The organism is Streptosporangium sp. NPDC048047 (assembly GCF_040653115.1).
GTDB lineage: Bacteria > Actinomycetota > Actinomycetes > Streptosporangiales > Streptosporangiaceae > Streptosporangium.
The window spans coordinates 12,027-27,477 of sequence record NZ_JBEZNH010000062.1 but is presented as its reverse complement, the minus strand read 5'-3'; the positions used below and the strand labels follow the sequence as shown (position 1 = coordinate 27,477).

10 protein-coding genes are annotated in these 15,451 nt (G+C 75.3%); 4 read left to right on the top strand and 6 right to left on the bottom strand.

The genetic code is table 11. The features are described from left to right. The first annotated feature begins 54 nt into the window (after positions 1-54). Positions 55-1,857, top strand: coding sequence for an acetate--CoA ligase (gene acsA, locus AB0D67_RS33465; RefSeq protein ID WP_362944894.1), 1,803 nt, complete (start codon positions 55-57; stop codon positions 1,855-1,857). A 118-nt stretch (positions 1,858-1,975) separates the two neighbouring features. Here the strand turns inward: acsA and AB0D67_RS33460 are convergent, their stop codons facing one another. From AB0D67_RS33460 to AB0D67_RS33435, 6 genes are all read right to left on the bottom strand, one after another. Continuing rightward, positions 1,976-2,959, bottom strand: a complete 984-nt coding sequence (locus AB0D67_RS33460; RefSeq protein ID WP_362944892.1) for a DUF2804 domain-containing protein — start codon at positions 2,957-2,959, stop codon at positions 1,976-1,978. 51 nt (positions 2,960-3,010) lie between these two features. Next, positions 3,011-3,262 (bottom strand): acyl carrier protein, encoded by a 252-nt coding sequence (locus AB0D67_RS33455; protein WP_362944890.1) that lies wholly within the window; start codon positions 3,260-3,262, stop codon positions 3,011-3,013. Beyond that, a complete protein-coding gene (locus AB0D67_RS33450) occupies positions 3,259-4,761 on the bottom strand; it encodes a 2-oxo acid dehydrogenase subunit E2 (RefSeq protein ID WP_362944888.1) in 1,503 nt (500 codons plus the stop codon). The genes AB0D67_RS33455 and AB0D67_RS33450 overlap by 4 nt, the downstream gene beginning before the upstream one ends. Positions 4,762-4,906: 145 nt before the next feature. Then, positions 4,907-5,914 carry an alpha-ketoacid dehydrogenase subunit beta gene (locus AB0D67_RS33445; protein ID WP_362944886.1) on the bottom strand — a complete coding sequence of 336 codons (1,008 nt, stop codon included), beginning with the start codon at positions 5,912-5,914 and terminating at the stop codon, positions 4,907-4,909. Continuing rightward, positions 5,911-6,969, bottom strand: a complete 1,059-nt coding sequence (gene pdhA, locus AB0D67_RS33440) for a pyruvate dehydrogenase (acetyl-transferring) E1 component subunit alpha (protein WP_362944884.1) — start codon at positions 6,967-6,969, stop codon at positions 5,911-5,913. The genes AB0D67_RS33445 and pdhA overlap by 4 nt, the downstream gene beginning before the upstream one ends. A 317-nt stretch (positions 6,970-7,286) precedes the next feature. Then, positions 7,287-9,374, bottom strand: a complete 2,088-nt coding sequence (locus AB0D67_RS33435) for a glycoside hydrolase family 44 protein (protein ID WP_362944882.1) — start codon at positions 9,372-9,374, stop codon at positions 7,287-7,289. Between the two features lie 395 nt (positions 9,375-9,769). Between AB0D67_RS33435 and AB0D67_RS33430 the strand changes: the two genes are divergently transcribed. From AB0D67_RS33430 to AB0D67_RS33420, 3 genes are all read left to right on the top strand, one after another. Beyond that, on the top strand, positions 9,770-11,614 hold the full coding sequence (locus AB0D67_RS33430; protein WP_362944880.1) for an NAD(P)H-dependent oxidoreductase subunit E: 1,845 nt from the start codon (positions 9,770-9,772) through the stop codon (positions 11,612-11,614). Next, the gene (gene fdhF / locus AB0D67_RS33425; protein WP_362944878.1) at positions 11,611-14,409 is read left to right on the top strand and encodes a formate dehydrogenase subunit alpha; all 2,799 of its coding nucleotides are present in this window, start codon (positions 11,611-11,613) and stop codon (positions 14,407-14,409) included. The genes AB0D67_RS33430 and fdhF overlap by 4 nt, the downstream gene beginning before the upstream one ends. Positions 14,410-14,506: 97 nt before the next feature. Then, positions 14,507-15,403, top strand: a complete 897-nt coding sequence (locus AB0D67_RS33420; protein ID WP_362944876.1) for a universal stress protein — start codon at positions 14,507-14,509, stop codon at positions 15,401-15,403. Positions 15,404-15,451: the final 48 nt, after the last annotated feature.

Below are 15,451 nucleotides of genomic sequence, written 5' to 3'. Positions count from 1 at the left end.
GCGGCCACACGCTGGAACGACGCCCCCGGCGCCGTCTTCGAGGAGGAGGCCGAGATGACGTGGGAGCCCATCCGCAAGACCGGAGGCCGGGCCGTACGGGCCAACCTCGTGGACTACGAGCGCGAGTGCCGGGAGTTCTCCTGGCGGGCGGCGCGGCGGTCGATGGACGGCCTGCCGGGCGGGCGGGGGCTGAACATCGCCCACGAGGCCCTGGACCGCCACCTGGGCACCCCGGTGAGCGACCGTACGGCGCTGCGCTGCGTCGGCCGGGGCGGCGAGGTCACCGAGCTGACCTACCGGGACCTGCACGTCGCCACCAACCGGTTCGCCGGCGCGCTGCGCCTGCTGGGGGTAGGCCGGGGCGAGCGGGTCTTCACCCTGCTCGGCAGGGTCCCCGACCTCTACGTGACCGTCCTCGGCACGCTGAAGAACCTCGGCGTGCTGTCCCCGCTGTTCTCCGCCTTCGGCCCCGAGCCGATCCGCGAGCGGCTGCGCCTGGGCGACGGGAGGGTGCTGGTGACCACCCCGGAGCTCTACACCCGCAAGATCGCCCCGGTCCGGGAGTCGCTGCCCGGCCTGAAGCACGTCCTCGTCACCGGCGCGGGCTCCCCGCCCGAGGGGACGTTCTCCCTGGCGGAGCTGACGGCCGGGGCGTCCGCGGACTTCGAGATCCCGCCCACCGACCCGGAGGACACGGCGCTGCTGCACTTCACCAGCGGCACCACCGGCAGGCCCAAAGGCGCGGTGCACGTGCACGAGGCGGTGGTCGCCCACCGCGTCACCGCCGCCTACGCCCTCGACCTGCGTCCCCCCGACGTGTTCTGGTGCACCGCCGACCCCGGCTGGGTGACCGGGATGTCCTACGGCGTCATCGCGCCGCTCACCCTCGGGCTCACCGTCGTGGCCGACGCGGGCGAGTTCGACGCGCGGCGCTGGTACCGGTTGCTGGAGGAGCAGCGGGTGACCGTCTGGTACACCTCGCCGACGGCGCTGCGCATGCTCATGCGGTACGGCGAGGCCCCGGTCCGGGAGCACGACCTGTCCGCGCTGCGGTTCGTCGCCAGCGTCGGCGAGCCGCTCAACCCCGAGGTGACGGTCTGGGGGGAGCGGGTGCTCGGCCTGCCGGTCCACGACAACTGGTGGCAGACCGAGACCGGCGCCATCATGATCAGCAACTTCGCCGCGATGGACGTCAGGCCCGGCTCCATGGGCCGCCCGCTCCCGGGCGTCGAGGCGGTCCTGCTGGAGCGCGGCGAGGACGGCCGCGCCCGGGTCGAGGACGGGCGGGTGCGGGTGATCGAGGAGGCCGGCGTCGAGGGGGAGCTGGCGCTGCGCCCCGGCTGGCCTTCGATGTTCCGCGGCTACCTGGGCGACCCGGAGCGGTACGCCGGGGCGTTCGCCGGGGGCTGGTACCTCTCCGGCGACGTCGCCCGCAGGGACGAGGACGGCTACTTCTGGTTCGTCGCGCGGGCCGACGACGTGATCAAGTCCGCGGGCCATCTGATCGGCCCGTTCGAGGTCGAGAGCGTGCTGATGGAGCACCCCGCCGTCGCCGAGGCCGGTGTGATCGGCAGACCCGACCCGGTCGCGGGGGAGCTGGTGAAGGCGTTTGTCACGCTCAACCCCGGCTTCGAGCCGACCGAGGCGCTCCGGCTGGAGCTGGTCGCCTTCGGCCGCCGCCGTCTGGGCTCCGTGGCCCCCAAGGAGATCGCCTTCGAGCGGCACCTGCCGCACACCCGGAGCGGCAAGGTCATGCGCCGCCTCCTCAAGGCCCGCGAGCTCGGCCTGCCCGAGGGTGACGTCTCGGCCCTCGAACCACCCGTCCGGGTCCCATCCCGCGGGCCCCGGCCCGGATGACCACGGCGGACGGGACGATCCACCGGACAGGACCCGTTGATCCACCGAACAGGACCGGGCGATCCACGGAACGGAGCCCGGTGATCCATGGAGCGGGGCCGGGGCCCGCCGGGCATCCTCACCAGCGCTGGCGGGCCTCCTCGGCCCAGCCGACCAGGCCGTCGAGATCGACCCGGTCGCCCTCGTCCGTCCGGACGCTGCCGGAGAAGCGGCCGAAACACTGGTGGGTCTCGCTGCCGACCACGCCCAGCTCGGTGCGTGAGACCCTCTCGTGGAACGGGTGGAAGACGACCTCCACCCCGGGACCGGTCATCCGCCAGGGCCGCGTCCAGTCGCGCCGGTCGTACACCCAGGTCAGCTCATCGCCGATCTTGTGCATCCGCCCGCCGGTGAACAGCGCGTTCTCCGTCGAACCGGTGCCGTCGGTCCACCTGCCGCCGAGCTGGATCGCCCGGCCCGGCGCGCAGCCCGCCGCCCAGTTCCAGGTGATCGAGTACGGCCAGCGGCCCCGGCCGTGGTCGAGCACGGCGAAGGAGGTCGCCTCGTCGAGGACGTGCCGGGCCCCTCCGACGGTCAGGGTCCCGCGCACCGGCCTGCCGAGGTCCTTGACCGTGTACTGGAACCTCCGGGGACTCCACGGGACGACCACGCCGAGCGACTCGTGCCCCTCGGGCAGCGGCACCTCCACGTCGAGCCGCACCCCGGGCGCGGCGGCCTGCAGCGACGTGCCCCCGGCGCGCTGGTCGATGTCGATGCGCAGCCCCGGGCCCCGCGCCGACACCCGGCCCTCACCGCAGCGGTCCGGGAACACCGCGCCGCGCGCCAGCGGCACGACCACGTCCTTGACGATCTCCTCGCCGGTCGCGCGGTCGAGCACGTAGACGCCGTGCACGCCCGCGTAGTCGAGGGAGGAGGCCACCACGCCGACGATGTGATCGGGGGTGACGACGCCCCAGTACTCCCAGCGCTTGGCCCGGCCCCAGCCGCGCAGGTTCGCGCGGTGCAGCGGACGCCTGCTCCATCCGACGGCGCCGGGGTTGAGCCGCCCGTCGGGCAGGCACAGATCGACGGGGGCGGTTATCTCCCGCTCATGGGTCGGCATGACGGGAGCCTAGCGACGCGCCGCCGGGACGCCCAGACCACGGCCCTCCCGTCAGCCGGTGCCCGCGCGGGCGGCCAGGAAGCGGGCGCCGCCGGCCACGGTGGCGAGGGCCGGGTAGTCGTCCTCGTCGATCCGGCAACCGCCCGCCTCGCTGAGCCGCTCCACGTAGCCGAGGAAGTCCAGCGAGTCCAGCTCCAGCGCGTCGCGGAGGTCGGCGTCCGGAGGCAGGGCCTCCGGGTCGGCGTCCGGCGCCACCTGGCCCAGCACGCGCCTGACGATCTCCTCGGCCTGCTGCGGGGTCATAGCGCCTCCGGGTGGTTGAGCAGCCGGTCCACCAGGTCCAGGAACCGGCTTCCGGTGTAGCCGTCGGTGGCCCGGTGGTCGGCGGCGAGCGTGGCGGTGACCAGGGGCCGGACGCCGAGCATGCCGTCCGCGGCCCACGGGCGCTCGACGATCCTGCCGAAGCCGACGAGGGCCACCTGCGGGGGATGGATGATGCCGTGGACCGTCTCGGCCCCCCGCTCGCCGAGGTCGGTGACGGTGATGGTCGCCTCGGTCATCTCGGCGCCGCGCAGCAGTCCGGTGCGCGCCCGGGTGGCGAGGTCCTTCAGTGCGGCCATGAGGTCGCCGAGGCCGAGCCCGGCGGCGTCGTGCAGGGCCGGGGCGACCAGGCCGCCGCCCCTGAGGGAGATCGCGACCCCCAGGTGCACCGCCTCACCGGGCACGAACGCGTCGTCGATCCAGAAGCCGTTCAGCTCCGGCACCTCGGAGGCGGCGACGGCCGCCGCCTTCAGCAACAGGGCCGCGGGGAGCAGGCGGCCGGTCACCGGCAGGTCCCGGTTGCGCTCGCGCAGCCACCCGAGCGCGGCATCCATGTCCACGGTCGTGCTCAGGTGGTAGTGCGGGATCTCACGGTTCGACCTGGCCATCGACCGCGCGATCGTCCGGCGCATCGCCTCCCGCCGCCGGTCCGGAGCCGGCACGGGTCCTCCCGGGCCGGGCTTGCGCGGAGCGGGCCTCTCCGGGGCGGGTGCCGGTCCGGGCGGCGCCCCCGCCCCGGGCGGCGCTCCCGGTGGGACGGCGCGTGTCGCTGCCGCTCGCACGTCGCCGGCGCGGATCGCCCCGGTGCGGCCGGTGCCGCGGACCCGGGCCAGGTCCACGCCGAGCTCCCGGGCCAGGCCGCGGGCCAGCGGTGACGCCTTGATCCGGGACGGCGCGGCCGGTCCCGGCGGAGCCGTGGCCGGTCCCGGGACGGCCGCCCGGGGCGACGGGGAGAGGCGTTCCACGTCCGCCCGGGTCACCCGGCCGCCGGGGCCGGTTCCGCGTACGGCCGTCACGTCCACCCCGCGCCGCTCGGCCAGGTGCCGGACCAGCGGCGAGACGACGGGCGGCGGCGCGGCGGGCCGTACGGGGCGGGGGGGAGGGGCGGGTGGTCCGGCGGTCTCCTCCGGGCCCGTGCGGGCCGGCTCCCCGCGTGCCGGTTCCTCGCCGGGCGGGGCGGGGGCCGGTGCCGGAACCGCTCCGGCCGGTGCGGGCGGCCGGCGCTCCGGAGCCGGGGCGCCGGCGATGACGGCCAGCGCCGTGCCGACGGGGACCCGTTCGCCCGCGCCCACCAGCAGGCTCTCCACCACACCGGTGTGGAAGGACTCCACCTCGATCAGGGCCTTGTCGGTGTCTATCACCGCGATGGGGTCGCCCCTGCGGACCGGGTCGCCGGGGCCGACCAGCCACTCGGCGACGGCGCCCGATTCCATGTCGGCGCCCAGCGAGGGCATCAGGAACTCCTGGCGTTCCTCCGTCATCGAGCACCTCCCGTCCGCGGATCCGGTTCCTGAACCTCCTCCTGAACCTTCCCCGGGAAGACCCCGGAGGAGGTTCAGGAGAAGATCCGGCGGGATCGCGGAGAACCGTGGAAAGCCGGAGAAGATCCGAGAAGACAGGGCGATGTCAGGTGGCGACCACCTCGCGGACCGCCTCGACGATCCCCGCCACCTGGGGGACGGCGGCCTCCTCCAGGTGGCGGGCGTAGGGGATGGGCGCCTCGGCCGTGCACACCCGCGCGACCGGCGCGTCGAGCTCGTAGAACGCCCGCTCGGCGATGCGGGCGGCGATCTCGGCCGACAGCCCTCCCGAGCGCCAGCCCTCGTCCACGACGACGGTCCGGTGGGTCCTGCCGACCGACTCCAGGATCGTGGCGTCGTCCAGCGGGCGCAGGACCCGCAGGTCGATCACGTCCGCCTCGACGCCCCCGGCGGCGAGCTCGGCGGCGGCCGACAGGGTCTTGCCGAGGGTGCCGCCGTAGGCGATGAGCGTGACGTCCCCGCCGGACCGCCGCAGCGCGGCGCGGGTGATGTCCACCGGCCCGGGACCCGCCACGCCCGGCATGCCGTACAGGCCGCCGTGCTCGAAGATCAGGACGGGGTCGGGGTCCTCCAGCGCCGGCCAGAGCATGCCGCGGGCGTCGTCCAGGGTCGCGGGGGTGAGGATCCGCAGGCCCGGGATGTGGGCGTACCAGCCCTCCAGGCTGTGGGAGTGCTGGGCGGCGAGCTGCCGGCCGGCGCCGGTGGTCATCCGGATCACCAGCGGGACGTTGAGCTGCCCGCCGGACATGTGCAGGAGCGTCGCGGCGTTGTTGAGGATCTGGTCGAGGGCCAGCAGGCTGAAGTTGACCGTCATGATCTCGACGATCGGCCGCATGCCGCCCAGCGCCGCCCCGATCCCCGCTCCGACGAACGCCGACTCCGACAGGGGCGTGTCACGGATCCGCTCGGGCCCGAACTCCTCCAGCAGCCCCAGGCTCACCGCGAAGCATCCGCCGTAGGAGCCGACGTCCTCGCCCATGAGGAACACGCGCTCGTCGCGGCGCAGCGCCTCGCGGATGGCCTCCCGTACGGCCTCGCGGTAGGTGGTCTGCGGCGCGCCCGCGACGCCCCCGTCCGGCCCGGCCGTGTTCACGGCGCCGCCCCGGCCCCTCGCGGACGCCGGGCCCGCCCTCCGGCGGGCGGCTCATGCGGTCCGGGCGGCCGGGGCACGGTGGGCTCGCTGTACACGAAGCGGGTCAGCTCCTCCACCGGTTCGAGCGGGGCCTCCTCGGCGAAGGTGACCGCCCGGTCGATCTCCGCGGCGACCTCCTTCTCCAGTACGGCGAGGTCGTCGTCGGTGAGGTCCCCGGCGGCCCGCATCCGCGCGGCGAGCGCGTCGATCGGGTCGCGCCGCTTCCACCGTTCGATCTCGGCCCGGTCCCGGTAGCGGTCGGGGTCGTACATGGAGTGGGCGCGGAAACGGTAGGTGCGCAGTTCGAGGAAGTGCGGCCCGCCCCCGCCGCGGATGGCCCCGGCGGCCCGCTCCGCGGCCCGGGCGACCAGCGGGGCGTCCATCCCGTCCACCGGCCAGGCCGTGACGCCGTAGGAGGCCGCGCGGAGCGCCAGGTCGGTCTGGGCGTGCGACTTCGCCAGGGCGGTGCCCATCGCGTACAGGTTGTTCTCGCAGGCGAACAGGACCGGCAGCCGCCAGAGCGCGGCGAGGTTGATGCACTCGTGGAAGACGCCCTCGGCCACCGCGCCGTCACCGAAGAAGCACGCGGTCACCCGATCGCGTCCCCGCATCCGGTCGGCGAGGGCGAGCCCGACCGCCAGGGGGAGCCCGCCGCCGACGATGGCGCTACCGCCGTAGAAGCGGCGGTCGGAGTCGAAGAGGTGCATGGACCCGCCCCGGCCCCGGCTGCACCCGGTGCTCCTGCCGTACATCTCGGCCATGATCGCCGTGGCGGGCACCCCGTGGGCGAGGGCGTGGCCGTGCTCGCGGTAGGTGGACACGACCGCGTCCTCCGGGGCGAGGGCGTGGCAGACCCCGGCGGCCACCGCCTCCTCCCCGATGTAAAGGTGCATGAACCCGCGGATCCGCTCGCCGCTGTACAGCTCGACGCAGCGCTCCTCGAAGCGGCGAATGCGCAGCATCTGGTGGAGCAGCTCCCGGTCCGGGGTGGCGCGTGTCCTGGTCTTCGGTGCCATGGGTCCGTCCTCGCGTGCGGGTGCCCGTCATCTCCACTGTCGGTGACGCCGGACCGCGCCGACAGAGACGAAGGTCCCATCTCCCGGGGCCCGGGGATGGGCGCCGTGCGCGCGGAAGACCAGGGCGGCCGACGCCGGAGCGGACCTGAAGGCGGCCGGGGCCGACGCCTTCCACCCAGCCCTCCCCTCAGCCGCCCGCCGACACCCGGTTCTGGAACCGCGGGTCGCCGGCGCCCGGCAGGAACCGGACACCGCAGACCCGGCGGAGCCGCCGCGGCCGGTACGGTCACCGGCCGCGGCGGGGGAGGGGAGAGGGGTCAGCCCGCCCGGCAGGGGGAGCCGTTGAGGGTGAAGGCGGTGGGCTTGGCGTTGGCGGTGCCGTTGAGGGAGGCCAGGAAGCCGAACTCGGCGCTGCCGCCGCCCGCGGCGAGCGTGCCGTTCCAGGAGACGTTGGTCACGGTGACGGCGGCGCCACTCTGGGCGTGGGTGCCGTTCCAGGACTGGGTGATCTTCTGGCCGTCGGCGAAGGTCCAGCCGGCCTTCCAGCCGTTGACCGCGGTGGTGCCGTTGTTGGTGACCTTGACGCTGCCCTGGAAGCCGCCCTGCCACTGGTTCGTGACCGTGTAGGCCACCGTGCAGGAGGCGACCGGCGTCGGGGTCGGGGTCGGGGTGTCGTCGACCGTGGGCGTCGCGCTCGGGGTCGCCGTCGGGGTGACGCTCGGGGTGGGGGTGGGCTCGGCGCCGCCCTTGGGGATGACGACGGTGCTGATGGAGTTGGCGGGGAACGTGCCGGTGAAGCCGTTCGCGCCGACCTGCTGGTCGGCGGCGCGCTGGATCGCGGTGAGGTTCGCGGCGCTGTAGCGGTAGGTCTGCGCGGTGGAGGAGCCGGTGCGGCCCTTGAGCGCGATGTCGCTGGTGAGGTCCTCGCCGGTCTTGTTGACCACGACGAGGGTCAGCGCCTTGTCGGAGGCGCGCTCGGCGGCGTAGACGGCGAGCTTGCCCTGGTCGGCGCTGGTGGCGGAGACCGCGGTCTCGCCGAACGCGCCGCCCTTGCCGTCGTAGTTGCGGTACATCCGGAACGCGTACGCGACCGGGTCGGTGCCCTTGGGCGCGGTCCACAGCGCGGCCAGGTCGAGCTTCTCCCTGCCGAAGATGCCCAGCACGTCGGCCTCGGCCAGCGCGCCGTTGATGTGGCCGTAGGCGCCCCAGCTGTACTCGGTCATGGCGACCTTGGTGCCCGGGTAGTGCTGGGCGACCAGCTCCCGCATCCGCGGGATCATCCGCACCGGCTGGTTGATCCAGCTCTCGTCCACGTAGGCGGAGTCCCACAGCTGGCGGGTGGAACGCAGCCGCAGCGCCTGGGTGGCGGCGTCGCCGGCGTCGGTGGCGCTCACCCCGGACTGCTGCGGGTAGAGGTGGTTGTCGAAGTAGTCGAGGATCCGGACGCCGTTCTTGTCCTCGTAGGCCTTCATCTGGTCGAGGTACCACGGGCCCAGGTCCTGCCCGCCGTGCGCCGCCTTGTCCGGCGGGTTGCTCCAGCAGCCGGTCCGGCCGCAGGTGTCCTGGTCCAGGCCGGAGAAGGTGATCGAGTTCAGGCCCCAGCCGACCGGGCCGAGGGTCTTGGCGCCGGGGTCGGCCTGCTTGACCGCCGCGGCGTAATCGTAGGTGCGGTCGCGCAGCTCGTCGTAGCCCAGTCCCTTGGAGCGGACGTCCCGGTGGGTGGAGTGCCACAGGTCGGGCTCGTTGTCGAGCTCGTAGTACCTCACCCCGCCGTCGGCGGCGGCGCCGTACCTGCCCTTGAGGTGGGTGATCCAGTCCTTGACGTACTGCGGGCCGGCCTCGACGCTGGTGTCCTTCGGGTCGTTGCCGGTGATCAGGGTGCCGTCGGGCTTCTTGCCGTTGCCGCAGTCGGGGGCCCAGGGGTCGGTGGACTCCTGCGCGCCGTACTTGGCGACGCCGAATCCGCACGCCTTGGCCCGGTCCTTGGCCACCCAGCCGATCAGCGGCAGGGTCAGGATGGTCCGCGTGCCGGTGGCCCGGTTCTGCTCGACGAACCGGTCGGTCTCCGAGCCGTTCGGCAGGGTCGAGGGGTCGGGGTTGTCGTTGGGGATGTTCTCGAAGTACCAGTCGGAGGCCCGGTTGGTGGTGTCGTTGCGGAAGTTGTAGCGGGTGGTCGCGTTTCCGCCCCAGCGGTGGACCGGCAGCCGCAGGTCGCGGGCGAGCGCCTCGTCGGCGAAGTTCATGCCGTAGATGTCCGGGTTGATCGCGTACCGGCCGGAGGCCAGGTCCACGCTCAGCGCGGGGCCCGCGGCGGCGGCGCTGGCCAGGCCGGTCAGCTGCCCGAGCGCGAGGCCGGCGGCCAGCACCCCGGCCGCTGCCGACAGGAGTGCGGTTCGTTGACGCACGGTGAGTTTCCTTCCGATGCTGCGGCGGTCGTGAGCCCTCCTTATGGGAGCGCTCCCACGGGGAGGGTGGTCACCGGCCCGGCCCCTGTCAAGGAAACGCTTTCCGTACGGCGGGCAACGGCAGGTCGGCGCTGAAACTTTCCCGCGGGCGTCCACCGCGCGAGAAGGGCGGGAGTACGAGGAGCGCGAGAAGGGCGGGGGCGCGAGGAACGCGAGGAGCGCAGGAATGTGAGGAGTGTGAGGACCGCGAGGAGTGCAAGAACGTGAGAAGCGTGAGGAGTGCAAGAACGTGAGAAGCGTGAGGAGTGCGAGGAACGGTAGAGAAGCGGCAAAAGTCCCATCGCGGTACTCCCATGGCGCCAGAGGGGCGAACCGGGCGGGTTCATCATGGGTCTATGAACGCGGTCGCCCGCTGGGACGCCTTCCGCGCGCTGGCCGACCGGCGCGGACGTCCCGGTGCCCGGCTGATCGACTCGCTGGCCGGGGCCGCCGCCACCGTGCCGGGCGGCCCGGCGGCGTGGGCCCCGGGGATGGCCCGCGCCTTCGGCCTGCCGGCCGCCGCCGGTCTGGGCCCCGCGACCTTCTACGCCGACCTCGCCGTCCCGCACGGCCGCCGGCACGTACGGATCTGCACGGCGGCGGCCTGCTTCGCCGCCGACGCGGGCCGCCATCTGACCGAGGTGGAGGAGACGCTCGGCGTCGCCGTGGACGGCGTCACCCCCGACGGCGAGGTCTCGCTGCAGGGGGTGCGCTGCCTCGGCTACTGCTACGCGGGCCCCGCCTGTCTCGACGGTGACCTCCCGTGCACCGGTCCCGATCTCGCCGGCCAGCTCTCCGGCCGGGTGCCGCCGCGGACGCCGCCGATCCCGGTCGCCGACGCCACCGGAGACCCCGTCGTGCTCGCCGGGATCACCGGCCGGGAGGCCGCCTGGCAGGTGTGGCCCCGGGTGGTCCGGGAGGGCGACCCCGCGCGGGTGGCCGCCGAGGTGGCCGCCTCCGGGCTGCGCGGACGGGGCGGCGCGGGGTTCCCGGTCGCCGCGAAGTGGGCCGCCGCGGGCGGCTCGCCCGCCACCGTGGTCGTGGCCAACGGCGACGAGGGGGACCCCGGCTCCTACGCCGACCGGCTGCTGATGGAGTCCGACCCCGAACGGGTGCTGGAGGGGATCGCGCTGGCCTGCTTCGCCTGCGGCGCCCGCCGGGCCGTGGTGCTGGTCCGCTCGGAGTATCCCCTCGCCCTGGCCACGATGCGGGCCGCGGTGGACCGGGCCCGCGCCGCCGGGCATCTGGGCCGCGACGTCCACGGCACCGGCGTCGGTGTCGACGTCCACGTCGTCGCGGGGGCCGGCTCCTACGTCGCGGGGGAGGAGACCGCCCTCATCGCCGGACTGGAGGGGGAGCGCGGCTGCGCCAGGCCCCGCCCGCCGTACCCGGTCCGGGAGGGACTGTGGGGCGATCCGACCGTGGTCAACAACATCGAGACGCTCGCCGCGGTGCCGTGGATCGTGCGCCGGGGCGGCGCCGCCTACGCCCGCCGCGGCACCCCGGCCGAGACCGGCACGAAGCTGGTCTGTCTGTCGGAGCGGTTCGCCCGGCCCGGCTGCTACGAGGTCGAGCTGGGCACGCCGCTGTCGCGCGTCGTCACCGGACTGGGCGGCGGCCTGCGCGACGGCGCCGAGCTCGCCGTCCTGCAGGTCGGCGGTCCGCTGGGCGGTTTCCTGGCCCCCGGCGGGCTGGACGTGCCGCTGACGGAGGAGGCCCTGGCCGCCCGCGGCGCAGCGCTCGGGCACGCCGGCCTCGTCGCCTTCGACCGGCGCCCGGCGCCGCGCGACGTGCTGCGCCACGTGTGGGCCTTCGCCGCCGCCGAGAGCTGCGGCGCCTGCTCGCCCTGCCGCGTCGGTTCCCGCCGCGGCCTGGAGATCGCCGGGTACGGCGGGCAGCCCGCCCCCGCAGGGTACGGCACCGCGTCCGAGGTCTCCGGCGGCGCACCCGGTGCCACCGGAGCGGAGAACCCGGCGGCGGACGGCGAGAGGCCGGTGGACGGCGAGAGGCCGGTGGACGGCGGGGGGCCGGTGGACGGCGGGGGGCCGGTGCGGGACGGCGGGCCGCCCGGTGAGGAGTACGCGCGGCTGCTGCGGGTGATGGACCAGGCCAGCCTGTGCGCCTTCGGCCGCCGGGTCCCCGCCGCCGTGCGCAGCCTCGCCCGTGCCTACGGCGACCGCCTCGAAGGGTGGGATCCGTGAACCCCGGCCCGCCGCGGGCGGGCACCCCCGGAACGGCGGCTCCCGGGACCGCGGCTCCCGGGACGGGGGACCCCGAGGCGGCGGTCCCCGGGGTCGCGCGGGCGGCTCCGGTGGAGGTGACGGTGGACGGCGTCGTCGTCCGGGTGGGCGGGGACGCCTCGCTGCTGGACGCGGTGCGCGCGGCCGGCGTCGGGCCGGCGACGCTGCCCGCGCTGTGCCACGACGACCGCCTGTCGCCGGCCGGCTCCTGCCGTACCTGCCTGGTACGGGCGGGCGGGCACGTCGTCGCCGCCTGCGTGACCCCGGCGGCCGGCGGCGCCTCCGTGGAGGTCGCCTCGGGTGAGATGGCGGGGCTGCGCCGCGAGGCCGTGGAGCTGATCGTGGCGGCACTGCCGCCGCGCGCCCTGGCCGGCGACGCCGGCAGCGAGCTGGCCGAGGCGTGCCGGGCGCTCGGCGTCGGCCCGGAGACCGCCCGCGCGCCGGGCGGGCGCGGCCGGGACGACAGCCACCCCTACGTCCGCCTCGACCGCGACCTGTGCATCGCCTGCGGCCGGTGCGTACGCATGTGCGCCGAGGTCCAGGGCACCTTCGCCCTCACGCTGACCGGCCGCGGCGCGGACGCGGTCGTCGCCCCCGGCACGGGCGGGCCGTGGATCGACTCCGACTGCGTGGCCTGCGGCGGCTGCGTCGACACCTGCCCCACCGGCGCCCTCACCGAACCCGGCCTGCCGCTCGGCGGCCGGGCGGCGGTGACCGCGCGCACCCGCACCACCTGCGGCTACTGCGGCGTCGGCTGCTCGCTGGACGTGCTGACCCGCGACGGCGAGGTCGCGGCCGTGCTGCCCGGCCGCGACGGCCCGGTCAACCGCGGCCACGCCTGCGTCAAGGGCCGCTTCGCCCACGGCTTCCTGCGCGCGCCGGACCGCCTCACCCGGCCGCTGCTGCGCCGCGACGGCCGCCTGGAGGAGGTCACCTGGGCCGAGGCGCTCGGCCACGTCGCCCGGGGACTGCGGGCCGCCGTCGCCGGAGGCGGCCCCGGCGCGGTGGCGGCGATCTCCTCGGCGCGGGCCACCAACGAGGAGAACTACCTGCTGCAGAAGCTCATGCGGGTCGTCCTCGGCACGAACAACGTCGACAACTGCTCCCGGCTGTGCCACTCGCCCTCGGCGGCCGGGCTGACCGCCTCCCTCGGCCTGCCCGGCGGCACCGACGCCTTCGAGGACGTCGAGCGCGCCGACTGCCTGTTGCTGGTGGGCGCCAACCCGGCCGAGGCCCACCCGGTGGTGGGGGCCCGGCTGCTGCGCCGCGTCCTGGAGGACGGGACGCGGCTGATCGTCGCCGACCCGAGGGCCGTGGGACTGGCCCGCCACGCCGACGTGCACCTGCGGCCCCGCCCCGGGACGAACGTCGCCCTGTTCCACGGGCTGGCGCACGTGCTGCTGGCCGAGGGGATGATCGACGAGGGGTTCCTGCGGAGCCGCGCCACCGGCCTGCCGGAGCTGACCGCGCTCCTCGGCGACTACCCGCCGGAGCGGGTGGCCGCCGTCACCGGCGTCCCGGCCGCCGACCTGGTGGCAGCCGCCCGCCTGTACGGCGGGGCCGGACGTCCCGCGATCCTCTACGGCCTCGGCGTCACCGAGCACCTGCACGGCACCGACGGGGTGCGGGCGCTGGCCAACCTGGCGATCCTGCGCGGCGCGGTCGGCACCGGCCGCGGCTTCGGCGTCAACCCGCTGCGCGGCCAGAACAACGTCCAGGGCGCCTCCGACATGGGCGCGCTGCCCGACACGCTGCCCGGCTACGGCAGGGTCGACGACCCGGACACCCGGCGGCGGGCCGAGGCCGTCTGGGGCGCGCCGGTCCCGGAACGGCCGGGCATGCGCATCCCGGAGATGTTCGCCGCCGCCCGCGCCGGGACGCTGCGGGCGTTGTGGATCATGGGGGAGGACGTCTGCGCCACCGACCCGGACGCGGGGAGGGTCGCCGAGGCGCTCGACGCCTGCCCGCTGGTGATCTGCCAGGAGCTGTTCCCCTCGGAGACCGCGCGCCGCGCCGACGTCGTGCTGCCGGTGGCGTCGTGGCTGGAGAAGGACGGCACCTTCGTCAACTTCGACCGCCGCTTCCAGCGGGTCCGCCCCGCGCTGGACCCGCCGGGGGAGGCCGTGTCCGACTTCGCGGTGATCAACGCCGTCGCCGCCGCGCTCGGCGTGGACCTCGGCTGCCCCACCCCGGCCGCCGCGCTGGCCGAGTGCGCCGCGGTGGCCCCGTTGTTCGCCGGGCTGTCGCACGAACGGCTGGACGCCGAGGGCGCCGTCCCCTGGCCGTGCCCGGACCCCGCCGCCCCCGGGGAGGCGAGCCTGTACCGGGAGCGGTTCGCCACCCCCGACGGCCTGGCCCGCCTGGCCGCCCCGCCGTACCTGCCGCCGGGTGAGACGCCGGACGACCGCTACCCGCTGGTCATGGTCACCGGGCGGCGCTGGGCGCACTACAACTCCGGAACCATGACCCGCCGTACGGGCAACCTCCTGCTGGACCCCGACGACCGGCTCGACCTGCACCCGGTGGACGCCGCCCGGTACGGCCTCGCCGACGGCGCGCCGGTGGTCGTGGAGAGCCGGCACGGCCGGGCCACGCTGCTCGCCCGGCTCACCGGCGAGGTGGCCCCGGGGCAGGTGTTCTGCGCCTTCCACTTCCCCGGGAACGGGGTCAACACCCTCACCTCCGACCATACCGACACCGTGACGTCGTGCCCGGAGTACAAGGTGACGGCGGTACGGCTGGCCGGGGGCGGCTGAGACGGCCACCCGCCGTCCGCCGTCCCCGGGCACGGACATCAAGGGAAGTACCGAGGGGAACAGCATGGTGAAACCGCGGAGGAGAAGGCGCAGGGTCGTGACCGGCTACGACGGCTCGGACCACTCGCTGCAGGCCCTGGAGTGGGCCATGGACGAGGCCGAGCTCAGACGGCTCCCGCTGACCGTCGTCCACGCCTGGCAGTGGCCGTACGGCGAGGCCGGCGAGGACGCCGGGGAACGCCGGCGGGAGGCGGCCGGGCGGGTGCTGCGGCACGGCGCCGACTGCGCGCGGGCGTGCAGCACGATCGTGGAGGTGGCCGCCGACCTCTACGAGGGGCACGCCGCCCGGCGGCTGGTGGAGCTGTCCGCCGACGCCGAACTCGTCGTGATCGGCTCCTGCGGGCGGAACGCCCCGGCCCGGTCGGTGATCGGCTCCACCGCCTCCTCCGTCGCCGCCCACGCGCGGGCCCCGGTGGTCATCACCCGGGGGACCGGCCCGATCCCCGTGCCGCTGCACGCCGGCCCGGTGGTGCTCGGCCTGAAGGACACCACCTCCGACGAGGTGCTGGAGTTCGCCTTCGAGGAGGCGGCGCTGTGGCGGCTGCGGCTGCTCGTCATGCACGCCGGCCATCCGCGTCACCTCACGGCGTGGGGCGTGGCCATGGCCCCGCTGCCCGACATCGACGACTCGGCCCGGGTCTGCCGGGAGTGGGTGGACGAGCGCCTCGCCGGCTGGCAGGAGAAGTACCCGAAGGTCACCGTCGACGTCTGCCTCAGCACCACCGCGCCGAAGGAGGCGCTGCTGACCGCGTCGGCCGAGGCGACCCTCCTCGTGGCCGGGGCGGGCCGGTCGGCGCTGCTGTCCGGGCACCTGGGGCTGATGACCCGCTCCCTGGTCAGGCACGCCTCCGGGGCCGTCGCGGTCGTGCCCCCGCCGTGGGACCGGCCGGACCCGGCGGACCCGGAGAACCTGGAGGACCTCGAGAATCCCTGATCCCCGGGCGCGGAGAACAGGAGACGGTGACGCAGGACGGGAGGAACC